Annotated in this window: 25 protein-coding genes; 9 read left to right on the top strand and 16 right to left on the bottom strand. The window is 39.7% G+C overall.

All coding sequences use genetic code 11. From position 1 onward, the window contains the following. Positions 1 to 11 precede the first annotated feature (11 nt). The 3 genes from ACOQO1_RS03310 (at position 12) to murA (ending at position 2,360) form a co-directional block, all read left to right on the top strand. Entirely contained in the window at positions 12 to 299 is a 288-nt protein-coding gene (locus ACOQO1_RS03310; protein ID WP_420601438.1) for a DUF493 family protein, read from the top strand. A gap of 84 nt (positions 300 to 383) precedes the next feature. After that, positions 384 to 1,037, top strand: coding sequence for a DUF4290 domain-containing protein (locus tag ACOQO1_RS03305; RefSeq protein WP_420601437.1), 654 nt, complete (start codon positions 384 to 386; stop codon positions 1,035 to 1,037). 15 nt (positions 1,038 to 1,052) lie between these two features. Beyond that, positions 1,053 to 2,360 carry a UDP-N-acetylglucosamine 1-carboxyvinyltransferase gene (gene murA, locus ACOQO1_RS03300; RefSeq protein ID WP_420601436.1) on the top strand — a complete coding sequence of 436 codons (1,308 nt, stop codon included), beginning with the start codon at positions 1,053 to 1,055 and terminating at the stop codon, positions 2,358 to 2,360. Here the strand turns inward: murA and ACOQO1_RS03295 are convergent. The 9 genes from ACOQO1_RS03295 to ACOQO1_RS03255 form a co-directional block, all read right to left on the bottom strand. After that, entirely contained in the window at positions 2,357 to 3,229 is an 873-nt protein-coding gene (locus tag ACOQO1_RS03295; RefSeq protein ID WP_420601435.1) for a polysaccharide deacetylase family protein, read from the bottom strand. The two genes, murA and ACOQO1_RS03295, sit on opposite strands and share 4 nt — an antisense overlap. Before the next feature lie 4 nt (positions 3,230 to 3,233). Further along, entirely contained in the window at positions 3,234 to 4,238 is a 1,005-nt protein-coding gene (locus ACOQO1_RS03290; protein WP_420601434.1) for a pirin family protein, read from the bottom strand. 2 nt (positions 4,239 to 4,240) lie between these two features. Beyond that, entirely contained in the window at positions 4,241 to 5,125 is an 885-nt protein-coding gene (locus ACOQO1_RS03285; protein ID WP_420601433.1) for a VOC family protein, read from the bottom strand. 92 nt (positions 5,126 to 5,217) lie between these two features. Then, positions 5,218 to 5,364 (bottom strand): hypothetical protein, encoded by a 147-nt coding sequence (locus tag ACOQO1_RS03280; protein WP_420601432.1) that lies wholly within the window; start codon positions 5,362 to 5,364, stop codon positions 5,218 to 5,220. A gap of 98 nt (positions 5,365 to 5,462) precedes the next feature. Next, positions 5,463 to 5,732 carry a hypothetical protein gene (locus tag ACOQO1_RS03275; RefSeq protein ID WP_420601431.1) on the bottom strand — a complete coding sequence of 90 codons (270 nt, stop codon included), beginning with the start codon at positions 5,730 to 5,732 and terminating at the stop codon, positions 5,463 to 5,465. Beyond that, positions 5,692 to 6,024, bottom strand: coding sequence for a peptidase dimerization domain-containing protein (locus tag ACOQO1_RS03270; RefSeq protein WP_420601430.1), 333 nt, complete (start codon positions 6,022 to 6,024; stop codon positions 5,692 to 5,694). The genes ACOQO1_RS03275 and ACOQO1_RS03270 overlap by 41 nt, the downstream gene beginning before the upstream one ends. Then, positions 5,984 to 6,619: a M20/M25/M40 family metallo-hydrolase gene (locus ACOQO1_RS03265; protein WP_420601429.1), complete on the bottom strand. Its 636-nt coding sequence runs from the start codon at positions 6,617 to 6,619 to the stop codon at positions 5,984 to 5,986. Before ACOQO1_RS03265 ends, ACOQO1_RS03270 begins: the two co-directional genes overlap by 41 nt. A 118-nt stretch (positions 6,620 to 6,737) precedes the next feature. Next, entirely contained in the window at positions 6,738 to 8,048 is a 1,311-nt protein-coding gene (locus ACOQO1_RS03260) for a cryptochrome/photolyase family protein (protein WP_420601428.1), read from the bottom strand. Then, on the bottom strand, positions 8,045 to 8,542 hold the full coding sequence (locus tag ACOQO1_RS03255) for an SRPBCC family protein (protein WP_420601427.1): 498 nt from the start codon (positions 8,540 to 8,542) through the stop codon (positions 8,045 to 8,047). The genes ACOQO1_RS03260 and ACOQO1_RS03255 overlap by 4 nt, the downstream gene beginning before the upstream one ends. Before the next feature lie 209 nt (positions 8,543 to 8,751). Here ACOQO1_RS03255 and ACOQO1_RS03250 point away from each other — a divergent pair, with 209 nt between their 5' ends. Then, positions 8,752 to 9,594: a DUF2911 domain-containing protein gene (locus tag ACOQO1_RS03250; protein WP_420601426.1), complete on the top strand. Its 843-nt coding sequence runs from the start codon at positions 8,752 to 8,754 to the stop codon at positions 9,592 to 9,594. A 49-nt stretch (positions 9,595 to 9,643) separates the two neighbouring features. Here ACOQO1_RS03250 and ACOQO1_RS03245 read toward each other — a convergent pair whose 3' ends face one another. The 3 genes from ACOQO1_RS03245 to ACOQO1_RS03235 form a co-directional block, all read right to left on the bottom strand. Then, positions 9,644 to 11,350: a sodium:solute symporter gene (locus tag ACOQO1_RS03245; RefSeq protein WP_420601425.1), complete on the bottom strand. Its 1,707-nt coding sequence runs from the start codon at positions 11,348 to 11,350 to the stop codon at positions 9,644 to 9,646. 110 nt (positions 11,351 to 11,460) lie between these two features. Continuing rightward, entirely contained in the window at positions 11,461 to 13,992 is a 2,532-nt protein-coding gene (locus ACOQO1_RS03240) for a PIG-L family deacetylase (protein WP_420601424.1), read from the bottom strand. Positions 13,993 to 14,093: 101 nt separating this feature from the next. Next, entirely contained in the window at positions 14,094 to 15,059 is a 966-nt protein-coding gene (locus ACOQO1_RS03235) for a septum formation inhibitor Maf (protein ID WP_420601423.1), read from the bottom strand. Positions 15,060 to 15,176: 117 nt separating this feature from the next. Between ACOQO1_RS03235 and ACOQO1_RS03230 the strand changes: the two genes are divergently transcribed. Both ACOQO1_RS03230 and ACOQO1_RS03225 read left to right on the top strand, forming a co-directional pair. After that, on the top strand, positions 15,177 to 16,421 hold the full coding sequence (locus tag ACOQO1_RS03230; RefSeq protein WP_420601422.1) for a peptidase U32 family protein: 1,245 nt from the start codon (positions 15,177 to 15,179) through the stop codon (positions 16,419 to 16,421). Beyond that, positions 16,421 to 16,651 (top strand): ferredoxin, encoded by a 231-nt coding sequence (locus ACOQO1_RS03225; protein ID WP_420601421.1) that lies wholly within the window; start codon positions 16,421 to 16,423, stop codon positions 16,649 to 16,651. The genes ACOQO1_RS03230 and ACOQO1_RS03225 overlap by 1 nt, the downstream gene beginning before the upstream one ends. A gap of 13 nt (positions 16,652 to 16,664) precedes the next feature. Here the strand turns inward: ACOQO1_RS03225 and ACOQO1_RS03220 are convergent, their stop codons facing one another. The 4 genes from ACOQO1_RS03220 to ACOQO1_RS03205 form a co-directional block, all read right to left on the bottom strand. Continuing rightward, positions 16,665 to 17,267: a Maf family nucleotide pyrophosphatase gene (locus ACOQO1_RS03220; protein WP_420601420.1), complete on the bottom strand. Its 603-nt coding sequence runs from the start codon at positions 17,265 to 17,267 to the stop codon at positions 16,665 to 16,667. Further along, the gene (locus ACOQO1_RS03215; RefSeq protein WP_420601419.1) at positions 17,260 to 17,787 is read right to left on the bottom strand and encodes a KdsC family phosphatase; all 528 of its coding nucleotides are present in this window, start codon (positions 17,785 to 17,787) and stop codon (positions 17,260 to 17,262) included. The genes ACOQO1_RS03220 and ACOQO1_RS03215 overlap by 8 nt, the downstream gene beginning before the upstream one ends. After that, positions 17,771 to 18,532 (bottom strand): Rossmann-like and DUF2520 domain-containing protein, encoded by a 762-nt coding sequence (locus ACOQO1_RS03210; protein ID WP_420601418.1) that lies wholly within the window; start codon positions 18,530 to 18,532, stop codon positions 17,771 to 17,773. Before ACOQO1_RS03210 ends, ACOQO1_RS03215 begins: the two co-directional genes overlap by 17 nt. Before the next feature lie 141 nt (positions 18,533 to 18,673). Continuing rightward, positions 18,674 to 19,045, bottom strand: coding sequence for a hypothetical protein (locus tag ACOQO1_RS03205; protein ID WP_420601417.1), 372 nt, complete (start codon positions 19,043 to 19,045; stop codon positions 18,674 to 18,676). A 105-nt stretch (positions 19,046 to 19,150) separates the two neighbouring features. Here ACOQO1_RS03205 and ACOQO1_RS03200 point away from each other — a divergent pair, with 105 nt between their 5' ends. From ACOQO1_RS03200 to ccsA, 3 genes are all read left to right on the top strand, one after another. Then, positions 19,151 to 19,843 carry an RNA polymerase sigma factor gene (locus ACOQO1_RS03200; protein ID WP_420601416.1) on the top strand — a complete coding sequence of 231 codons (693 nt, stop codon included), beginning with the start codon at positions 19,151 to 19,153 and terminating at the stop codon, positions 19,841 to 19,843. A 151-nt stretch (positions 19,844 to 19,994) separates the two neighbouring features. Next, complete coding sequence (locus ACOQO1_RS03195) at positions 19,995 to 21,320, top strand: hypothetical protein (RefSeq protein ID WP_420601415.1); 1,326 nt, start codon at positions 19,995 to 19,997, stop codon at positions 21,318 to 21,320. A gap of 203 nt (positions 21,321 to 21,523) precedes the next feature. Next, complete coding sequence (gene ccsA / locus ACOQO1_RS03190; RefSeq protein WP_420601414.1) at positions 21,524 to 24,694, top strand: cytochrome c biogenesis protein CcsA; 3,171 nt, start codon at positions 21,524 to 21,526, stop codon at positions 24,692 to 24,694. The last annotated feature ends 296 nt before the right edge of the window (positions 24,695 to 24,990 follow it).

The following is a 24,990-nucleotide window of genomic DNA, read 5'->3' as shown; positions in this document are numbered from 1 at the left end:
AAAATAGCAACATGGAGAAGGAGAAATCCGATGAGTTTTATGCTAGATTGAAGGAGCAGCTTTTGGAAAACACCAGATGGCCCTCCAATTACCTATATAAATTCATTGTTCCAACAGATGAAGGGAAAATAGGACAAATCAATGATATTTTTGACAATACCGGAGCGGTCATTGAATCCAAGAAATCAAAGAAAGGTACCTATACCAGTATTTCCATAACGGTACACCTGGATAATCCAGATGAAGTAATAGCAAAATATAAAGAAGTTTCTTCCGTAGAAGGGGTAATTTCCTTGTAAGATGGCTGATTGCCATAATTTTATTAATTTGCAGACGTTATTGGATATACTTCCCGATAATTTAATTTCATTAAATACTTTAATTTGAATCTAGTAGAAAACTTAGAATATAATACAGAGCGTCCTAAGCTCTTCATTCCAGAGTATGGACGTCATTTTCAAAAAATGGTGGATCATGCCGTTTCCATTGCTGACAGGGAGGAACGAAACAAGGTGGCGAAGTCCATTATTAGTGTAATGGGCAATCTTCAGCCTCACTTGCGTGATGTCCCTGACTTTCAGCATAAACTATGGGATCAACTCTTTATCATGTCCGATTTTAAATTGGATGTTGATTCTCCATTTCCAATTACTCCAAAAGAGGTCTTACAACAAAGGCCTGAACCTTTGGAATACCCTCAAAATTTTCCCAAATACAGATTTTACGGTAACAATATCAAAAGAATGATAGATGTTGCCATAAAATGGGAGAAGGGGGATATGCGCTCTGGTTTGGAATACGCCATTGCAAACCACATGAAAAAATGTTATCTGAACTGGAACAAGGATACTGTGGAAGATTCTGCAATTTTTGCCCATCTAAAGGAGTTGAGTGATGGAGAAATTGATTTGGCACCTGCTGGTGAGAATTTGACGGATAGTGGTCAGTTCCTTAAAAACCGAGTTGCTAAATCCAATAGGAATGGTGGAGGTCATAAAAAGGGACAACGAAACAATAGAGGCAAAAAAAGGTATTAAATTCCAAAGGAATTCATGGGAACATTTCGAATAGAGGGTGGACACCAACTGCATGGTGAAATTACACCTCAGGGTGCAAAGAACGAAGCATTACAGATTCTTTGTGCGGTACTACTTTCCGCGGAGAAAATAACAATCAACAATATTCCAGATATAATTGATGTCAATAAGCTAATTGCTTTATTGGAAGATTTGGGGGTGAAAATCCAAAAAAAAGGAAAAGGTTCCTACACTTTTAAGGCGGATGATATCAACCTGGATTATCTACAATCCGATCAGTTTAAACAAGATGGTCGTGGGTTACGGGGCTCCATTATGTTGGTGGGGCCGTTATTGTCCCGATTTGGAAAGGGGTACATTCCCAAGCCTGGCGGCGATAAAATTGGAAGAAGGCGTTTGGATACCCATTTTGAAGGCTTTATTAACTTGGGTGCCAAGTTCAGATATAACAGAGAAGAGCATTTCTACGGGGTAGAGGCGGAAAAGTTGAAAGGCACTTATATGCTTTTGGACGAAGCTTCTGTAACAGGAACTGCAAATATTGTAATGGCTTCTGTGTTAGCTGAAGGAACCACCACTATCTATAATGCTGCCTGTGAACCTTATTTACAACAACTGTGTAAGATGTTGAACAGGATGGGCGCAAAGATATCAGGTATTGGTTCCAATCTTTTAACCATTGAAGGAGTTGAATCTCTTGGGGGAACGGAGCATACCATGTTACCCGACATGATCGAGATTGGTAGTTGGATTGGATTGGCGGCCATGACAAAGAGCGAACTGACCATTAAAAATGTGAGTTGGGATGACTTGGGGCAAATCCCCAATGCCTTTCAAAAATTGGGCATCCAGTTAGAACGTAAGGGAGATGATATATTTATTCCCAAACATAAAGAAGGGTACGAAGTACAAAATTATATAGATGGATCTATCCTTACCATTGCTGATGCTCCATGGCCGGGATTGACTCCGGATTTGTTAAGCATTCTATTGGTAGTTGCCATTCAGGCTAAAGGCGAAGTGGTTATTCACCAAAAAATGTTCGAAAGTCGACTTTTCTTTGTGGATAAGCTAATAGATATGGGTGCAAAGATTATTTTATGTGACCCTCACCGTGCTACAGTTATTGGCCATGATTTTAAATCAACTTTAAAGGCCACAACCATGGTGTCTCCCGATATTAGAGCAGGGGTTTCATTGTTGATAGCGGCATTATCGGCCAAAGGAACTTCAATTATCAATAATATTGAGCAGATAGACCGTGGTTACGAAAATATTGATGAACGCTTAAGGGCGATTGGAGCCAAAATTGATAGGGTTTAGCCGGCAGCGTTGCCTGTTACTTTTCCAATATCCCTCCAAGTAACCAATTTTACATTGCTCTTTTTGAGTTCGGATTTAAGATAGGTACCTGTAAAAGCGTCAAAATCAACTTGCCTCCATTCAGAACCAAAGCTGGGATGGTTGATTGTGACTCCTTTCATCTCGGCATCGTCAAAAGCTGGATGAATCAAAATAATATTTAGTCCCTCAACCAATTCTCCAAAGATTCCATTATAATAATTCTGAAGCGCTTCTTTTCCAAAGAAATCTTTCCCCATATGGACCTTATCAACCAAAAGGTCATTCTTTTCTATATTCGGATTCCCTTGCATACCTGCCATTTCTATCAATTGGTGGCTTAGTAAAATTGGCAGGTCATATTTTTTTCCCAGCTCCTTGTAAATTTGAAGAAATTCAGGTTTGGAACCGGCACTGTACATATGGGAATCCAGATGGGTGGGTATTAAACCAAATTTAAGCGCTTTCTCTATTTGCGCTGTAAGTTCTTTTTTCACATCATCAGGACGAGCGTTATTTCTAACTCCTTCTCTGCTTCTGAAGAAGTGACCGTTTTCATCTACTAGGCTGGGAACTTCGGAAATGGGTAAAACGGGCCCAAATTTATAGTTTTCCCATTCACAGGTAAGGGTGAGGTGGATACCATTGTCAAACTCCGGATTGTTTTTCGCAAAAAGTGAAATTTCATAGAACCAAGGACAGGGAACCATGATGCTGTAGGAATTCACTATTCCATTTTGGAGCGACTGGATAGTAGCTCGATTTTCGGAATGTGACAATCCGGCATCATCTGCATGAATCATCAACAGTTTTGTGTTTTCAGGATACCCTAGTTCTTTAGCTAGATGCATTTAATCAACCCTTTTCTATCAAATTACCATCTGGGTATAAGGCAAAACGCCCTTTTTCTTTGTCATGCACGTTATCAGGGTAGGGCCAGGGCCATCCTCCAAATTGGGTTAAACGATATTCCTCCATAGCCTGTTGTATCTCCTCTTCCGTATTCATTACAAAGGGGCCATATTTGGCAACCGGCTCATCAATGGGTTTGCCCTGTAATAGTAACAAATGGGCTTTTTCATTTCCCGTCTGAATGTTCACATCTTGAAATGGATCAAGGGCAATCCCAAAATTTGAACTTACTTTTTTATCACCAATCTGGATTTCATCGCCTTCATAAAAATAAAGGGTACGGGTCACGAGTGTATCTGATTTGGGCAAAGTAAAAGTACTGCTGGCATCTATATGAATGTTCCAAATGGCTACTTCATTTTCGGCCTTGGCAGCCCAGGAATTGGGGGCTGGTTCATTAGCTTGAGCGCCTCTGTAGTTTCCTGCAATTACTTTTATTTTGGCATTTTCCTCCTCAATTATCGGAATATCCTCATGCCATAACATTTTAAAGTGGGGCTCTACAAACTTGTCGGCCTTTGGAAGGTTCAACCAAATTTGAAATAGCTCTAGTGGATTGTCTTGGTCAGTATTGAGCAGAGGAAACATTTCCGAATGCTGTACTCCTCTGCCTGCCGTCATCCATTGCACATCACCTTCTCCAAATCTACCAGCAGCTCCCAGGGAATCGGAATGGTCACAATATCCTTTGTTGACAATAGTTATGGTTTCAAAACCGCGATGTGGATGATAAGGAAATCCGGGAATGGTTTGTCCATGGTACATGCGCCAACCATCTTTTATGGTAAAGTCATTTCCAATGTTACGTCCTTTTAGCATGGAAGGGTCAGGTCCCATTTCGTCATTTCCTTTTGGATAGTGATCCAAATGATACACACAGAACAAAAACGGATCTTGGGTTTGCCACGGAAAACCTAACGGAAATGTTTGAAGTATAGCATTGTTCATAGTTAATGTTTTGCGGTGTTGATTTCAACCCAGTAACCTTCTGGATCTTTAATGTAGATTTGTTTTACCCCATCTGCGCGATCCGTTACGGAGCCTTTATTACCGGGCCAATCATAAAATTCAATGTTTTTTGAAACCAATCTTTCTATAAAACTCTCCAAATCATTTACCGCTAAACACAAATGCATACTCTTGTTTTTCTCGAATTCGGTAAAATCCTTTTTGATCAAATGCAATTGTGAATTCCCATACATATTGAACCACCGGAAACCGGGCTTGTTTTCGGGGTGTGGAATTTCCTCAAAACCAAAGACTTCTTTATAAAAATCGCCGGTTTTCATCAAGTTGGTAACAACCAATGATTGATGGTCAAAAACAAAATTGGATTTTGATTTATTTTCCGCCTTAAACTGGGTTTTAAGATAGACTTGTTTCCACTCTCCATCAGCATAACTACCAACGGTTAAGTTATAGGTGTTGTCATCCACAAACTCCCAATAATCGGTAACAACTGATTCTCCATAGGCATATGTATAAATTATATCCTTACCATTAGCCTTGACCGTACCTTCTGTAACGCCTCCAAAAACATCGAACTCCCAAAATTTGATGGTATTACTTTCTTTGTCAAATTTTCGGATTCCATGGTTTCTGGGACCATAGCTTGTTTGTTCTTGGTTGGTAAAGCCTTTTGCATTGGAAATGATTAAAGTTCCTCCCAAATCGTATTCAAATTCAATTTCCTGCTTGAACTTTGTATTGTTTCCCCAATCCCCTTCGGCGAACCAGGTTTTCTCCATCAAATTTTCAAAAACGGACAATGGTTCTTGTCCTTGACCTTGGATGAAACTACCCAAGACCAGTAGCAGCATTAATTTTCTTATCATTTTCAATTATTATTCAAGAATCTGTTTTTGTCCGTTTTGTTTGATTTAAATATCAGCTATTTAGTTACTTCCAATAGGTGGAGGACCATCTATCATGGCCTCATATTTTTCACTTCTCCTTTCCTAGTTTTGAATTCTTCCTTGACCTTGGTGACCAATTTTGGATTTTCAAAAAGGTCTGTCATGGTCATGGCCATTGCCTTCGAGGCATATATCATTCCTTTGTGTCCAATGCTCATCCCCCCACAGGCTACAACGGCCCAAGAATGCCAAGGGGTGTCCTTAGGAGCTACCGTAACGCTTAGGTTGATGTTGGGAACATTCCAACTTACATCACCTACATCGGTTGAGCCTCCACCAGGGATTCTTTTCCGTTTCCCGTAAAGGCTTCAATTTTGCTATCCATACCCACCTCAGGTTTTCCAGTGGCTTTTTGAATGGCTTTTCCGAAAGCGGTTTCCTCTTCGGTATAGGTAATTGGACCTAAAAGTTCCAAGTTTTTCTGCATGATTTCACCTCCGGCTCTGTTCACCAATACTTCGTAAATTCCGGATACCAGTGAAATTTTATAATCCACATTGGCCATTATGGCCGCACCTTCTGCCATTTTTTTCACTCGCTCGTAAGTAGGGAAGCATTATTTTTCGTTTTGGGTCACGTACGCGAACCCAAATTTTGGAATAATCAGGAACCACATTGACCACTTGGCCGCCATCTTGTATGTGATAATGTATACGCGAGGTGGGTTTAATATGCTCTCTGTAATAGTTGATACCAGTGGTATACAATTCCAGTGCATCTGAAGCACTACGCCCGTTCCATGGGTCTGCGGATGCATGTGCTGCCTGCCCATAGAATTCAACAATAAAATCGATCAATGATAAGTCCACTTTGCACATCGGCCTCAATATTGGCCCCAGGATGCCAGCTTACGTTTACATCAACATCATCCCAAAGACCAGCTTCGACCATCCAAACCTTGGCAAAATATTTTTCTTCGGCAGGAGTGCCCAGGAATTTGACCGTTCCTTTTAGTTTTCCAGCTTCAATTTGCTCTTTTATGGCAATGGCGGCTCCCAAACTTGCTGCCCCAAACATATTATGCCCACACCCATGGCCTGGTGCTCCATCTATCCTTGGGTTTTTGGTAGGTTCTGTTTTTTGGGAAAGGCCGGGTAGCGCATCAAATTCTCCCAAAACACTGATCACCGGTTTTCCAGAACCGTATGTGGCAGTAAATGCAGTTGGGATATCGGCAACGCCTCTAGTTACCTTTAACCCATTTTTTTCTGCATAATCCGCCAACACTTCAGCTGATTTTGACTCATTGAATGCCGTTTCAGCCAAAGCCCAAATAGAATCGCTTATTTGAATCAGGTTTTCTTTGTGGGCCTCAACGGAGGCAATGATCGCTTTTTTGTTAGAGCTCATTTTTTGCGCCGTCAGGTTGAATGAAACCATACATAGCAGTACTAGGGTTGTGAAATACTTCATTTTATATAATTTGAATTAGTCCGAATTGTGGAGGTAAGTATTCTTTTAGGCTCTAACTTCATTAGTTCTCCAAACTGCCCTAAAAATAAAACCGAGTATTAAAAATACTGAAAAAGCATCAACCAACGGCGGCTTTATAAACTTTTAGGCAGCGCTCACGGGCCATTTTATGATCCACCATTGGCAATGGATAGGTAAGCCCTTGAAGTTCAGGCACCCATTTATGAATATATGCTTTTTGAGTATCAAATTTATTTAGTTGGGTGGTGGGATTGAAAATCCTAAAGTATGGAGCGGCATCAACACCACTACCGGCCGCCCATTGCCAATTACCGATGTTGCTTGCCAGTTCAAAATCCAATAATTTTTCTGCAAAATATGCCTCGCCCCATCGCCAATCAATAAGAAGGTGCTTGCAAAGAAAGCTGGCCACGATCATTCTAACACGATTGTGCATATGTCCAGCTGCATTGAGTTCACGCATTCCGGCATCCACAAATGGATATCCGGTTTTTCCTTTCTTCCAGAGTTCAAATTCCTTTTCATTGTTTCGCCAAGCTATACGGTCATATTTGGGTTTAAAGGACTTGTTGATAGTATGTGGAAAATGCCATAGAATCTGCATGAAGAATTCTCTCCAGATGAGTTCGTTCCAAAAAACTTCATTTTTTTCTGCAATGGCCTTCTTCATAATTTTTCTGATGGAAACAGTACCAAATCGAAGATGAGGGCCCAAACGCGAGGTACCTGATTCTTTTTCAGGAAAGTTTCGGGTTTCCTCATAGTTTTCGATTAAATTGGAAGTGAGGTTATATTCAGAAACCGAAATAGAAGAGCGCGTAAAACCAATATCGCCAAGGCCGAGGTATGGAATATCCCTGGATTTATGCAAGTTTTGAAGGTAGGAATGTGTATCGAAATAGTGAAGATGGGTGCGTGGGTCAAATTTTGCTTTCCACCTTTTTTTGTAGGGGGTATAAACTACGTAAGGATTGCCATCATCTTTGACCACTTCATCCTTTTCAAAAACCACCTGATCTTTGAAGGACTTAAAGGGTATACCATTCTTGGCCAAAAGTTGTTCAATTTCTGCATCGCGCTTGCTTGCATACGGCTCATAATCGTGATTGGTAAAAACAGAATGGATTTTATATTGATTCAATAATCGAGCGAAAACTGAAATGGGATTACCCAAATACATTGCTATGCCACTTTGGAACTGAGATTGTAATTCACCATTCATTCTTAGAAGCTTCGTATGAATAAAAGACACCCTAGCATCATTAATCGGAAGTTTTTCAAGAATTTCGCTATCGAAAATAAATATGGGAAGCACAGGGTGGCCACTTTGAAGGGCATGATATAGACCAACATTGTCATCTAGCCGAAGATCCCGGCGAAACCAAAAAATGGATATTGGGTCCTTCATATTGCTTTTATTTCCAAGAAGCTGTGAATTCCTTCGACTTTGCCAAAAAGCTCGACCAATTTTTGCTCACGGTACTTGAATATTTTTATCAATTGTTTTTTTACCAGGATGGGGTGAACCATTCTACCCAAGATACCAAAAGGTAATTTATAATCAATTATGTCTTCCATTTGAACACCCCCATCAACGGCTTCAATAAAATGTTTATGATGCCATAAAGTATAAGGACCAAAGCGTTGCTCGTCAACAAAGTAGCGTCCTTCCAACACATGTGTAATTTCGGTAACCCATTTTGTACTAACACCGGGAAATGGGTTGACTTTATATTGGATAATCTGACCTGGAAATATCGGTTTATCAACTTCCGATAAGATATGAAACCCCATATGATCTGGTGTTATCTGCTTTAAGTTTTTGGGATTTTTTAAAAAATCCCAAGCCTCTTGTTTTGATATTGGCAGAGTCTGCACAGCATGGAGTTGATATAAGCGCATAAGGTGTTTTTACAAAAATAACCCAAAAGTGTTTAATATTTATCTTAAAATGTTAAACAAAAATCAATTTATCCTTTTTTATGATAATAAAGCCACACTCAGGTGCAGGTACATATTGATTTTTAAGCCTTCTTTTAAGGGTTTGTTAACAAGCCAACCCTAGCTTTATATTTAGCTTTGTTTCACTAACAAATCTAAAATTCTTACAAATGAAAAAACTAGCACTATTTGCGTTTGCCGCTTTACTAGCAGTATCTGTTGAAGCACAGATGCAGACGCCACAACCCAGTCCCTCTGCCATGTTGAAACAAACAGTTGGCCTTACAGACGTAGAGGTTGAATATTCAAGACCTTCCATGCGGGAAAGAGCAATTTTTGGAAATCTGGTTCCTTATGACAAACTATGGAGAACGGGAGCGAACAAAAACACCACAATTACCTTTAGTGATAATGTGACCATAGATGGACAAGAGGTTAAAGCGGGTTCTTATGCCATTTTCACCAAACCTGGACAGTCTAATTGGGAAGTTATTTTCTATGCTGACACCAATAATTGGGGAACTCCTCAAGAATGGGATGATAGTAAAGTAGCTGCTAAAACTACAGCTCAGGTATATCCATTGCCTGTGGATATTGAGACCTTTACCATAACCATTGATGATCTTCATAACAATGGCGCTTCCCTTGGAATTATGTGGGAAAAGGCATATGTGGGGGTGAAGTTTGAAGTACCAACATTGACCAAGGCACAAAAGAGTATTGAAACTGTTATGGCTGGCCCAGGTGCTGGAGACTATTACTCTGCTGCTTCTTACTACTACGAGGAAGGTAAAGATTTAAACAAGGCCAAAGAGTGGATTGACAAAGCTGTTGAAATGCGCCCTGATGCTTATTGGGTAATGCGCAGACAATCACTTATCTATGCAAAACTTGGGGATAAGAAAGGAGCTATTACAGCTGCCAAAAAATCCATGGAAGTTGCAGAAAAAGCGGGGAACGCTGATTATGTGAAATTGAACAAGGATTCCATAAAAGAATGGGGAGGACAATAAGTCTTTAATCCCATAAGAATTAATTGAGCCCACTTAACCGTGGGCTTTTTTATGCTTTTAACGGAGGTTTTCGAAGGAAACTATCAAAACTTTCTATTAGCATCGCAAGGAAAATCACCAATAGGCAGCCAAAGGCGTTCAACCACAAATAGGACATCCAATCCATATACCAGCCAATTATCACAATTACCTGAGTCACCAGCGCAGCGATAAACACAGCATTGCCCTTTACAAACTTAAAGAAGAACGCCAAAAGGAAAATACCCAAAACATTGCCATAAAAGATGGAGCCTATGATGTTGACCAGTTGAATGAGGTTGTCAAAAAGATTTGCCACACAAGCAATGAGAATTGCAATAATGCCCCAAAGTAGAGTGAAACCCTTTGTTGCCATAACATAGTGCTTCTCATCCTTTTCCTTCTTCTGGTTTCTTTTGTAAAGGTCAAGAGCGGTAATGGTTCCCAATGCATTTAGTTCCGAAGCGGTAGAGGACATGGCCGCAGAAAGAATTACGGCCAAAAGCAGTCCAATGAGTCCGGTCGGCAAATTGTTCAGAATAAAATGAATGAAGACATAGTCCTTATCATTGGTCTCTACAGTGTCATTGGCTTGGGCAATCAAAGTTTTAGCCGTATCCCTATTTGCTTTTTCCTTTTCGTTGATTTTGATAATGTCCTGTTTGGCTTGTTGAATTGCGTTATATTCTTTCAACGCCAGAGCAGCGGAAAATGAACTTTGCGCCATTTTCTTTTCTTGCTCCAATTCCAAATGGCCCTGTTCCAAAGCTTTATAGTCTTCCACATATTCCGATTCCATCACAGCTTGGGTAGCCGCCGGGTTGAAATTAAGAGGAGACGGGTTGTACTGGTAAAAAACAAAAACCATAGCTCCTACCAACAAAATGAAAAATTGCATGGGAATTTTAAAGATTCCATTGAAAATCAATCCAAGTTGACTTTCCCTTACAGATTTCCCCGACAAGTAACGTTGCACCTGACTTTGGTCCGTACCAAAATATGCCAGGGCAAGAAAGAAACCACCGGTAATACCGCTCCAAAACGTATATCGGTTATTGGTGTCAAAGCTGAAATCCAAAATTTGCAGTTTGTTGTTGGCACCAGCTATCTTGAGAGCTTCTCCAAAGGATACTCCTGTAGGAAGAGAACCCAAAATAAAAAAGAATGCAAAGAACATGCCCACCATTATAATGAACATTTGTTGTTTTTGGGTAACACTTACTGCTTTGGTGCCTCCAGAAACCGTATAAATGATAACCAAAATACCTATGATGATGTTCAAAGTGCGCAAATCCCATCCCAAGACTGCAGAAAGGATAATGGAAGGTGCAAAAATGGTAATTCCAGCTGCCAATCCACGTTGAATCAGGAATAAAATTGCGGTCAGGCTGCGGGTTTTTAAATCAAATCGACCTTCTAACATCTCATATGCCGTGAAAACTTTAAGTTTTCTGTAAATAGGGATGAAAACCAAACAAATGAAAATCATGGCCAACGGCAATCCAAAGTAGAATTGGACAAACCCCATTCCATCATGAAAAGCCTGCCCTGGAGTGGATAAAAAAGTAATGGCACTGGCCTGTGTTGCCATAACCGACAAACCAATGGTCCACCATTTGGCATCATTGCCGCCCATTACATAATCAGTAACATTTTTACTTCCGCGAGTTTTCCATACCCCGAAACCAACTATAAAGAGCAGCGTACTGCTCAAAACAATCCAATCTAATGTACCCATTAAATCATTAGTTATTTTGTGTCATTATGAAGTAGAAAATCAGAATATAAATGATATTCAAGAGGAGGACAATAGTGTATTCCTTCTTCCAGACCATCTTATTTTCCATATTATCCTTTGACATTGCTTTCTGATTTTACCTCACTCTTTCCTACGGAAAGCATGTTGGCGAATAGTTTGTAGGCTCCCGATACTCCAGCAGGCAATTCTCTGAAAAAACTCAAACCTGTATAAATGTAATGGCCATCACCGTAAGGTGCTACCAGCAGACTTCCCTCTGTTTGTGCTTCCCCTTCATCTCCCATGGAGAGTATGGGTGTAAACTCTGGACTCCATTCTTTGGGAAAGTAGAGTCCTCTTTCCTGCACCCATCCATCAAAATCAGATTCTTTTATAGTATTTGGAAAATTGACCAGGGAATGATCATTGGCAACAATGCTCACTTTGGCAGTTTCATCTGTTACACGATCCCGGGACAAAGTAAGGTCATATGGAGCAATATTTTCAAATTGCTTGGCCCATCTCCCAGAAGTATTGTACTGTACGATCATGTTTCCGCCATTTTCAACATAGTCAAATAAAACAGGTTGCTTAAACTTCAAATCTTCCACTACATTGTAGGCTCTTATTCCAACCACAATGGCATCATACTTGTCCAAGGAACCAGCTTTAATATCAGCGGGATCAATGGTATGCACTTGATATCCAATTTGTTTTAAGCTTTCAGGAACTTTGTCACCAGCACCCATGATATATCCAATATGTTCTCCGGATTTTTGAATGTTCATTCGAACAACCTTAGCTTCCGACGGAAGTAAAATGGACTGTTTGGGAATATGATCATAGGCAATTTCAACCAACTCTTTATCATGGGTTTCATTACCAATATGAATTGAGACGGAAATTTTACCTTCGCTATCATGTTCAGGGGGAGTGACCATAAAGGTCACTGATTGTTCCTGTCCTTTTTGTGCAATGGAAAAGGGAATTTTTGCAGGTGAAACAGTCCACCCTGCTGGATGTACCAATGCAACTTCTCCTGAGACATCATTTTTCCCAGCTTTCACATTTACCAATACTTCCTTGGTATTTGAATCCGAGAAAATCAGTACTTTTTCAGAAATTGAGGATGTTACCTCGGGTAGTACAACAAAGGGTTCGTACAACTCTCCTTTATCTGGTTTTGAATGGCGACGGATTACTGGTTTTTCAAATCCAATTTCAATTCCATTAAAACTCAGGATGAATTCAGCAAAAAAAGCGCTTGGCGTTTCCGGTTTACCAATCATATTCTGATTATCCACAGTATACATGCCCAGACTTCCAGTACGGTTCAGCCAATATGGGCCAGAGTTTGAAGTTGACTGTGGCACGGTAAATTCTAATTCGATATTTTCTTTGCCATTGTTGCCCAATACTTTGTTTGGACTAAGTTTCGTATTGCCCCCAATTAAATTTATTTCTTTTAGAGTAATGGACTGCGAACTTCTATTTAAGGCCTCGACATTTATTTTGACACTTCCCCCTGCAGTTGTTGAAGAAGCATCGGCATTGGCCTCAAGATAAAGACCGGCACAATCCATAATAATTGACTGGAGTTCCTTGGATTTTAAGGTTTTCCAATGCTCATCTTCAATATTTTGAAGCAATTGATAGGCTTTTACCAAGTCAGGAATATGTGTGGATGGGTTGGTGAAGTCAAAATTCTTCTCTATTCGATATAAAATATCACCAACAGCTTTTCCGCGTTTAACACGGGACCATGTGGTGTCTATGCCATCAAATAGATTATTACTGGAAGGAAGGTCACCTTTTAATAATTCCACATATTCATCCTGTGACCCCCGGGTTGTTATACGTCCAAAACCTTGACATAAATGCTGACTGCTCGCTATAGATGCTATCTCATTATTGGAAAGTCCCAACTCCGGATAATAAACACCAACATCCAACTTCAACATTTTAGACTTATCTGCTTTCTCAAAATTCTCACGGCTTCCATAAAACCACCATGATGTATTGAAAAAGACCCTTCTAGGTTGCCAAGTATCCGTAAGTTGTAATTGCTGTGGATATGCATTGGGATTATTGGCCATATCAAAGGCTTCTACGCTCAACATAGCCGATGAGGTATGATGACCGTGGGTAGAGCCTGGAGTCCTGTGATCAAACCGATTAATGATCACATCAGGCTTTAGGTTTCGGATGGCCCAGACCACATCTCCCAAAACTTTTTCCTTGTCCCAAATTTTAAGAGTTTCCTTTGGATGCTTGGAATACCCAAAATCGTTGGCTCGGGTAAACCATTGTTCACCTCCATCTACCCTTCGGGCCGCTAAGAGTTCCTGTGTACGAAGTACACCTAACAGTTCTCTTAGTTCCGAACCGATTAAATTTTGCCCCCCATCACCTCTGGTAATGGATAAATATGCCGTTCTTGCCTTGTCGTGGTTAGACAAGTACGAAATCAATCTTGTATTTTCATCATCAGGGTGGGCCGCAATATAAAGTGCAGTGCCCAAAAAGTTTAATTTTTGTAGGTTGTGATGAATTTCAGTGGACGAAGGTTTATTTGGCCTTTGGGCTAAGGAATTTGAAACAACTGTAGCTATAGTCAGAATACTGACCCAAAAGTTTCGCATACAACGATTTTTAGTGGTTGCACCAAATATAGAAAGATTCAAACCAGGCAGGATGTTTTTTAGAACATCTTTAACAGGATAAGTTAATCGTAACTCCCGACCTATTTTAACCCTAAACTGTCACGAAGGATCATATCTTCGTTTCCATTCTGCCCCCAATATGCAGTTTTCAGCGACTTCAACTTGGTAGCTTTTGTGGTCAACATTTTTGCCTTAGGTCCAAAACCACTTTTAAACTCCTCTGTCCAATTTTCGATGGTATATGGAAATTCAGAAGTAAAATTAATGGTCAAGGTTCTTTCAAGGTTTGGATAGGTTATGGTGTAACTACTTACCCCATTGTGAGTGGAAAAATTTGCTGTCGCGTTATATGCTTTAAGCTCTTTATGACGCAATCGAATATACTCCAGCGAAGGAATTATTTTGAGGTTTCCCGTGGGTAGGTCAGAAGGGTCTATTCTGATTTTAGTCCAGATTTCATTTTCAAGTAAATCTTTTTCCAATGACAAGTTTTGGTCTGCCTCACTTTCAAAATAGGAATGTGAGGTAAATTCAAACTGGTCCCTGTTGTTAATTTGGGAATACACATGCCCACACCATTCTTGCATAGACAGACTGGTTTTTATGGCATGTTGGTTGTCATAAACGGGATAAAAAGTACTGCTCATAACAGAGTAAGGGTATATCCCAGTCAAAAACTTCTTTGTTGCGTTTAATTTTAGAACATTCACATTATCAGCATTTTTACCATCCGCTTTTACCTGCTTTTTGGGCAAAAATGGCTCTGTAACATAAATAAGTACGGAATGTCCTTCCCTTAGCTGTCCATATCTGGCTTGTTCCAATGTATATGAAGTTATTTCGGCCTTACCGTTGTACCAATATTTTTTGAAATCCTCAGATAGTGGTTTCTTGGAGGGTTTTTCTTTTATGGTATTTGACGTATCTAGCGTATTTATTGCCAGTTCTTTGGAGTTCTGCTCAGCTGAGTTCTCTTTACATCCAAAAAACAAAGCGGTGGAAACAAGGCAAGGGAACAATAAAATTTTGGTAAGGAAAGTCTTCATCTTAACAATTTTAGTTAAAGTTAATCAAGTAAATAGGAACGACAATAGACCTTAACATTTTGTAAAGCAAGGTAATTGCGTAGTTTTGCAGAAAATTTGTTGAAGTAAAAGTTAGGTATGCAGCGAATAGAGTTAATGGCTCCTGCAGGGAATTTTGAATCCTTACAGGCAGCGTTGGATAGTGGGGCTGACTCCATTTATTTTGGAGTGGAGCAATTGAATATGAGGGCAAGGGCTACCATGAACTTCACCCTGGATGATTTACCGGAGATTGCCAAAAGGTGTAATGCCAAAAATGTAAGAACCTATCTTACATTGAATACCATAATATATGATCATGACCTTTCAATTGTCAAAACGCTCTTGAAAAAAGCAAAGGAAGTCGGTCTTACGGCGGTTATTGCCATGGATCAGGCCGTTATTGCCGCAGCTCGGGAATTGGGATTGGAAGTGCATATTTCCACACAGATCAATGTGACCAATATTGAAACTGTAAAGTTTTATACCATGTTTGCGGATACCATGGTATTGAGTCGCGAACTAAGTTTAAGACAGGTCAAAAAAATCACTGAACAGATTGAGAAGGAACAGGTGAAAGGACCGTCTGGAAAATTGGTGGAGATTGAGGTTTTTGGTCATGGAGCTTTATGCATGGCCGTTTCGGGCAAGTGTTATATGAGCTTACATTCATACAACTCATCAGCCAATAGAGGGGCTTGTAAACAAAATTGCAGAAAAAAATACACCGTTATAGATCAGGAGACCGGTTTTGAAATGGAACTGGACAATGAATACATCATGTCGCCCAAAGATTTGTGTACCATAGACTTTTTGGACCAAGTGGCAGATGCGGGAATCAAGGTGTTGAAGATTGAGGGCAGGGGAAGGGCTCCGGAATATGTGGCAAAGGTCATTAAATGCTATCGAGAGGCTATTGATAGCCTTTATGAGGGGACTTATGACAAGGAAAAAGTAATTTCCTGGATGCAAGAGTTGGAAAAAGTATACAATCGTGGTTTTTGGAGCGGATATTATTTAGGCCAGAAATTAGGGGAATGGAGCACTATTCCTGGATCATCGGCTACGCAAAAGAAAATTTATATTGGAAAGGGCGTACATTATTTTCCAAAGGCGAATATTGGAGAGTTTAAAATTGAGGCTTACGATATTTCCCTGGGCGACAATATTTTAATTACTGGCCCCACAACTGGTGCAAAGGAGATGGAGGTTACTGAAATGCTGGTAAATGATGACAAATTGCCCAAAGGACAAAAAGGAGATTCGGTCACCATTCCTTTGGAATTTAGAATACGACCCTCTGACAAGCTGTACAAAATAGTGGAAAACAAGGTCGAAGCGTAATGGTAGTGGTTACCTTACAGCGCGACAAGTGTATTGGATGCAATTATTGCGTAGAAATGGCACCTGAGCAGTTCGCCATGTCCAAAAAAGATGGGAAATCCGTTTTATTGAGGTCACAGGACAAAAAGGGGTTCCATACAATCAAATCTCATGATGATGTTATTTATGATAATTGTGAAAAAGCCTCAAAAGCCTGCCCGGTAAAGATTATTGATGTGAAACAGGTATAACACGATGCAATTATCAATCTGACACCAGTTCCGTTAAAGTCTGGTAGACCAAATGGGTAGGTAGCCCCACAACATTAGTGTATGAACCCTGTATTTCGGAAATACCTATCATCCCAATCCATTCCTGAATGCCATAGGCACCGGCTTTGTCAAACGGTTGGCATTGATCGATATAAAAGTTGATTTCCTCATCTGTGAAATCCTTGAATTTGACACGGGTAACGGAGCTGACCGTTTTTTGAGTTTTTGTTGAAGTCAAACAGACTGATGTAATCACTTCATGCCAATCACCAGATAGGGTGCGTAGCATTTCAAAAGCTTCTTCCTTATTTGAGGCCTTTGCCAATGAAGTTTCTTTGTACCAAACTACGGTGTCGGAAGTAAGCACGATTTCATTTTCCTGCAATTCTTCTTTGAAAGGTTCGGCCTTCAATTTGGCCAGATAACTTGAAATTTCCTCTCCTTTTAAGTTTTCTGGATAGATTTCTTCTACAGATTTTGGTCTAACCTCAAAATCCAACCCCATTTCTTCCAAGAACATTTTGCGCCGTGGTGAACCTGAGCCTAAAATGAGTTTATACCCTTTAAGCTTTTGATAGAGAGGACTCTTAATCATTCTTAGCACTGAAATTATCGTTCCAATCTCCACGAACTTTCAACACTTGCTCAATAATATCCCTGACACATCCATCTCCGCCATTTTTGTGGGAAACATAGTCGGAAATGGCTTTTACTTCTGCCACTGCATTTTGTGGGGATGTGGCCAATGCTACCATTTTCATTGGAGGAATATCAGGAAGGTCATCACCCATGTAAAGTACATTTTCAGGGTCAATATTATAGATATCCAAATACTCTTCCAGTGGATCTTGTTTATGATGGGCTCCCAAATAAATATCTGTAACCCCAAGTCCTTTTAGACGTTCTTTTACGCCTTCATTGGTGCCCCCAGAAATAATACAGACATTATACCCCTTTTGTAGAGCGGTTTTAAGGGCATACCCATCCTTTACATTCATTTTGCGGAGCATTTCTCCTTGAGTGGTTATCAAAATTGAACCATCTGTAAATACACCATCCACATCAAATACAAATGTGGTAATGTTGGCTAACAGCTCTTTATAGTTCTTCTTCATAGGTTTTGGTTATGGCTTCACTGAACAAGGTGTAAAGGTCGGTTTGTTTTTTGGTTTTTAATAACTTCAAATGATTTTCCATACTTTTTTTATCCCCTCTTCTAGCCGGACCGGTTTGGGCATCTTTTGGAGACATGGATTGTATTTTCTCCGCGGTTTCCTTGATCAACGGATGTAAAAGGGAAAAGGGGAGTTCAGAATCTTTGCAAAGGTCTTCACTTATCTGATATAGATGATTGGTAAAATTATTGGCAAAGACAGCAGCTAGATGAAGCTTTTTTCTTTGGTCAGAGGTAATTTCATGAACATTGTTTGAAATACTTTGTGCCAATTTATCAAGCTCATTAAGTGCGGACTTTTGTTTGGCCTCAATGCAAATGGGTATGGATTTGAAATCAAGGGTTTTACCTTCGGTAAAGGTTTGCAGTGGGTAAAAAACTCCAGCATTTTCAAAAGTTAGGGTATCAATGCCCATGGCTCCCGATGTATGTGTGACAATTCCTTTTTTATTGGATAGCAATTTAGAAACATCCGCTATTGCCATATCAGTTACTGCAATAATATAAATAGTGGCCTCTTTGATTGCTTTTGGGTCAGAGCATGTCTCGGTGTACGCATTGAACTTTTTTAGGGATTCAACATTTCTTCCATACACCTGTGTCACATTGACTGAATTTTTGAAAGAAAAGGCTTTGCATAAATGTTCCGCAACATTTCCAGTCCCTAATATGATGACATCCTGCATGCTGCAAAAATAACGAATGCCCTATAATATGAACAATAAAAAAGCCGCCAAGTATGGACGGCTTTTTCTCAAGATATAATTTAAATCCAGCACCGGTCTTTGTAAGTTCTTAAAAACTTTTGGTTATGGGCTCCTAAATAATCAAGCAGGCTCAATTTGGTATAATTTGGCCAATGAAAATGCGCCCACGGCCATTACAAGGTCTCTTACCGCAACGTCAACATAATTGCCACTAAGCACCAGAACAACCGCAATTGCTGTCAACCAGCCCATTACTATTAAAGCACCAATTTTTGGTTTGAGCAACACAAGAACCCCAGCTACGATTTCTATGACCCCTACCACCATCATAAAACTTCCGGCCTCTAATGGAATCATATCTGACAACCCTGAAGAGACATACTGGCTCCAGTCTGTCAATAGGTTGGTAAACTTGTCCAGACCTGCTACAATGGGTACTATACCATAGGTATACCTTAATACTGATTTTACTAATTGAATGTTTGAATCCATCTTACTTTTGGTTTAGTATTTTTAGCTTTAGATAGGGGATGGCCAAAATGGTTACAAAATTTTGTAACTATTTAATTAAAAAAGCATCTAAAGGCAAAGGGTGGAATGATGGAAACAATCAAGATCAACGATTTAAACTACCAAAAACTGTCAGAATCTGAAATCGTAAAACGCATTCTTTCTGGAGAGAAGGAGCTATATGAAATACTCTTGAGAAGAAACAATCAAAAGTTGTTTCGGGTAATCCGTAGTTATATTAAGGATGGTTCTGAGATTGAGGATATCATGCAGAACACCTATCTCAAGGCGTTTGAAAAACTGTATCAGTTCAAGCACTCCTCGTCATATGGGACATGGCTTATCAGAATAGGGATCAATGAGGTTTTGGCACGATTGAGGGAGAAGGATAAAGTAGTTAACTTGTATCAAAGGACATCAGAAGTAAAACAGAATATTATTTTGGAAATACCGGATAAAAATCAGTTGAATCCTGAAAAAAGAATCATCAGGAATGAAGCAAAACAACTTTTGGAAGATGCCATTGATTCTTTGAACATTAAATATCGCACAGTGTATATGCTCAGGGAAATTGAGGAAATGAGTATCAGTGAAATCTCCGAGTGCCTGGATGTTTCCAAATCCAATGTTAAAGTGCGTCTGCATAGGGCTAAAAACATGCTCAAGGAGAGGCTTTATGAGCTAACCACCAATAAGGAAGATGTATTTGGGTTTGGGTTTAGCAGGTGTGATAATATTACAGATAGTGTAATGCGTATTCTAATGGAACAAACAAATTAATCTTCCCTTACATCAAAATCATTTAATTCTTGTAACCTTTTTTCGAATTTTTCATCAAAAGATAATAGCAAAGAACTTTAGTTCTTTACGTGTCCATACCTAGTTAAAAGGTTCGACATGATATACTCCAAAACCTCAAAAGCTATCTGTTATGAAATCGAAAAAAGTATTACCGTTATTCCTATCGTTGATTGTTTTATTCCTATTTGTTCGCTGTTTTAAAGGAGACGACGGCCCGGATATACGGGAATTGATCATCCCACCACCAGTTGTACTGGATTTAAACCCTGTATTGGTTGAAGAGGGAAAAGCGATTTTCAGGTTTGACACCTTTGGTGATGAATCTTTCTGGAGTGGGGCATTAAAACTCGATAAGGCGGTTTTAGGAGAAAATAATGGTGGGTTTGGACCAGGTGTGAGCCCAAATACTGCATTGACTGTTGGATTGAAAGTAGATATTGATGCTTTGCCCCAAGAAATCATTGATGCCATTGCCGCGGGAAATGTGGATTTGGATGACCCGGCTGTAACCTTGGCACTTTTGAGCTTGGACGCCGTGGTGGGGGTAAAAGGAAATTTTGATAGGGATGGTAACCTGGAGTCCATGGGAATTACCTGTGCACTTTGCCATTCCACCGTGGATGATTCGTTTACTCAGGGAATTGGGAAAAGATTGGATGGATGGCCCAATAGAGACCTTAATGTAGGAGCGATCATTGGGATTACCGACAATGCCCCAATAGCGGAACTCTTGGAGGTAGATGTGGCTACATTGAACACTGTATTGAATGCATGGGAGCCAGGGCGGTTTCCAGCAGCTCTTTTAATAGATGGGAAAGCTACCAAACCAGATGGCTCTATTGTTGCCAACCTGATTCCACCTGCCCATGGGCTTCAAGGATTGGAAAAAGCCACCTATACAGGTTGGGGAGACATATCATACTGGAACAGATTTGTGGCAGTTTTGGAAATGGGAGGCCAAGGAAATTTTGTTGATCCAAGATTGAACGATCCTGTCAAGTTTCCAATAGCGGTAAAAAGGGGAGCCTTTAACGTAATGGTCGATGAGGATTTGGTGGGACCAAAATTGGAAGCTTTACGTGAATATCAATTATCCCTTTTGGCACCGGAACCGGAAGCGGGAAGTTTTAATGTAAAAGCTGCCATTAGAGGCAAGAAAATTTTCAAATACAAGGCCAAATGTGCTACTTGCCATCCTGCCCCTGTTTATAGTGATGACAAATTACACTCACCTGAAGACATCGGTATTGATGGCTTTGAGGCCAACAGATCTCCTACTGGAAAATATAGGACGCCTCCACTTCGTGGATTGTTTGCGAAATCTAAAGGAGGGTTCTACCATGATGGACGATTTGAGGATTTGGACGCTGTAATTGATCATTACAATAATCATTTTGAACTACATCTAAATGATAGGCAACAAAGAGATTTAAAGGAATATCTAAAAGCATTGTAAATTTTATTGGGAACAGTATGGCTATGAAGTAGAAAATGCAATATCCCAATTTGCCCATATTTGATTATCACAATATAAAAGTTGAGGTAGTTGTTATATGGGCAAAATTTTTCATGTGCGTTCTTCAAAGCTTATAGAGTTTTAAGATTTTTTTCTCTTTAAATAGCTTATTTTTGCAAGCTGAAAACACATCTTCAACCTAGATGATAGACACCCTTAAAAAGACCCTTTTTTCTACAAGACTTATGGCCGTCCTTTTTTTGGTTTTTGCAGCTGCAATGGCCATGGGAACTTTTGTGGAAAGCTGGTACAGCACGGAAACGGCTCGAATTTATATTTACAATGCCACTTGGTTTGAAGCCATAATGGTCTTTTTTATGATCAATTTTATAGGAAATGTTTTTAGGTACAACCTGTTGAGTTGGAAAAAGTGGCCGGTTCTTTTGCTACACCTGTCTTGGATCCTGATTATTTTGGGAGCTTTTGTAACAAGATATATCAGCTATGAAGGCATAATGCCTATTCGAGAGGGAACTTCGGAGAACCGTTTTTTTTCTGATAAAACTTATTTGACCGCCTTTGTTGATGGTGAAATTAATGGAGAGGTAAAACGCAAGGTCCTGGAAGACGATTTGATCGTTACTCCTGAGGGAATGAAATCTACCTTACCATGGAAATCCGATTTTAATGGTCAACCCTTTACCATTTCTTATGTAGATTTTATCGGCGGGGCAGAAGAAGGATTGATTCCTGATGAGAACGGGCAAGAATATTTGAAGATTGTTGAAGCAGGGGATGGACAACGCCATGAACACTATTTGGAGAATGGCAAGGTAGCAAGCATCCATAACGTTCTGTTTTCATTGAACAAAGAAACCAACGGCGCCATTAATATATTTTCTGATGGAGACAACTATCAGATAAAATCACCCTTTGAAGGTAATTTTATGCGTATGGCTGACCAATTTCAGGGAGAAGTCGTCAGCGATAGTATACAAACATTGCAATTACGCTCACTTTACAATATGGCGGGAATGCAGTTTGTGATTCCTGAGCCATTAATCAAAGGCAGTTACGGAATTGTAAAAGTACCTGAAAATCAGGTTACCGACGTGACCCAGGATGCGTTAGTGGTTTCCATATCGGCAAATGGCGAAACTGTGGAGCAAAAATTATTGGGAAGTAAAGGTACTTCCAATTTCTCTGATAAGATTAAAGTTGGCGGACTGGACTTTTCCCTTAGTTATGGATCCAAAGTGTACGAACTTCCATTTTCCATCAAATTAAATGATTTTATAGCTGAAAAATACCCTGGAACAGAATCGGGATATAAATCGTTTATGAGCAAAGTGACCATTGAAGATGAACGTCCGTTTGATTATGACATTTACATGAACCATATTCTGGATCACAGAGGATATCGCTTTTTCCAATCCAGTTTTCATCCAGACGAGAAAGGAACCGTGTTATCTGTTAACCATGATTTTTGGGGGACATGGATAACCTATATTGGATATTTTTTACTGTATTTGGGGCTGATGGGCATCATGTTTTTTGGAAAAACACGATTTAGGGATCTACAGCAGGCCCTGGAAAAAGTGAAGAAGAAAAAGGCAGCCTTAGGAGTAATGGCATTTTTAATGGCAACCTCATTGGTTACAGCACAACAAAATGATACTGATGGTCATGAACATGCAAATCTACCAACTCAACAACAGGTAGATTCTATCATTAGGTCTACCATTGTTGCGGAGGAACATGCTGAAAAGTTTGGTGCACTTGTCATTCAGGATGAAGGAGGTAGGATGAAACCTATTCACACCTTTGCTTCTGAAGTTCTTAGGAAACTGAGTGGAGAAAATAACTATGAAGGCTTAACTGCAAATCAAGTATTTCTTTCTATGATGATGAACCCTGGGGTTTGGTACAATACGGAGTTCATTAAACTGGCTAAAAAAGAGAATGACAGTATTCGCAAAATTATTGGTGTCCCTAAAAGAACAGAATTTGTAAAGGCAACCGATTTTTTTGATGCGCAGGGTAATTTTAAGTTGAGGTCTTATATAGAGAAGGCTACTTCTACTAACAACCCATCCAACTTTGAAAAGGATTTTAAAAAGGTTTTTGAGCGACTGAATTTGTTGGATATTGCTTTGAGCGGACAGATCATAAAGATTTTTCCATTATTAAATGATGAAAACAACAAATGGATATCAGCCGTTGAGTACCGTTCTGGACAGTATCAGGTTTCAGATTCATTGTATTCCAATTTCATCAAAAATGCAATGCCCTATTATTTGGGAACCTTGAAAAGTGCGATTACATCCAATGATTATTCACAGCCCGATAAATTGTTGGAAGCTTTCAAACAAAATCAAAAAAATCACGGAGCGGAGGTTCTTCCGGAGGAACACAAGATACAAGCAGAAATTTTGTACAACAAACTTGACATTTTTAACCGTTTGTATCGGTACTACGGTTTGGTTGGGTTACTGTTATTTTTTATTCTAATACTCCAAATATTTAAAGAAAGAAGGCTATTGGATGCAGCGGTCTATCTCTTGAAAGGAACCATAATATTATTGTTTATATGGCACACGGCAGGTTTGATTATGAGATGGTATATTTCCGGTCATGCCCCATGGAGTGATGCTTATGAAAGTATTTTATATGTTGCTTGGGCTACCGTTGGCATTAGTTTGGCCTTTGTGAAGAAAAGCGAGTTTGCGGTTGCCTGTGGGGCCTTTGGGGCTTCGTTACTTTTAGCGGTGGCTCACCAAAGCTGGGTAGACCCAGCGGTGGCAAATCTTGTTCCTGTTTTGGACAGTTATTGGTTGATGATTCATGTTGCAGTCATTGTGGGCAGTTATGGACCCTTGACCGTCGGGATGATTCTAGGTGTAATCTCTTTACTTCTCATCATTTTGACAACAGAAAAGAACAAACAACGGATGGAAATTAACTTGAGGGAGTTGACAATCATCAATGAATTGGCCTTGACTGCGGGTCTAGTGATGTTGACCATCGGTAATTTTCTTGGGGGTCAATGGGCCAATGAAAGTTGGGGTCGTTATTGGGGTTGGGATCCCAAGGAAACCTGGGCGTTGATTTCCATTATGGTGTATGCTTTTGTTTTGCACATGCGTTTGGTTCCCGGACTAAGGGGTAAATGGACATTTAGTTTTGCCAGTGTCATTGCCTTCGCCAGTATTATGATGACTTATTTTGGAGTGAATTTTTATTTGGTAGGACTGCATAGCTATGCCAGTGGTGATCAAGTAATAACTCCCAATTTTATATGGTACACGGTACTTGGCGTCTTTATTCTGGGAGGTATCAGTTTATGGAGATATCGGGTCAACTATAGCAAATAAAGCATTGATGCCAATTCAATAACGAGTTTTGAATCCTTCTTTTTCGTAAGAATAATGTAGGCAAAGCTCCGAAATTCAGTAGCGGAGCAACGCGGAGTTTGTCAAATGGTTTTCAGCAAAGCTGAAAAATTCCTATCGAAAAAGTGTCCTTTTCTTTGGTTCATTTCTTTTGGACAAGCAAAAGAAATGAATAGTGAATCCAAGGACGGGAATTTAGTTTATGGATGACAGATGATATATGTTTATGTCAAACTATATGTTAAATAATTTACTTCTGTCAAGAATACTTCAAAAAA

Origin of the sequence: Flagellimonas sp. (genome assembly GCF_965222555.1) — a bacterium.
In the GTDB taxonomy this organism is placed as follows: Bacteria; Bacteroidota; Bacteroidia; order Flavobacteriales; family Flavobacteriaceae; genus Flagellimonas.
This window is presented reverse-complemented; position numbering and strand designations above follow the sequence as displayed.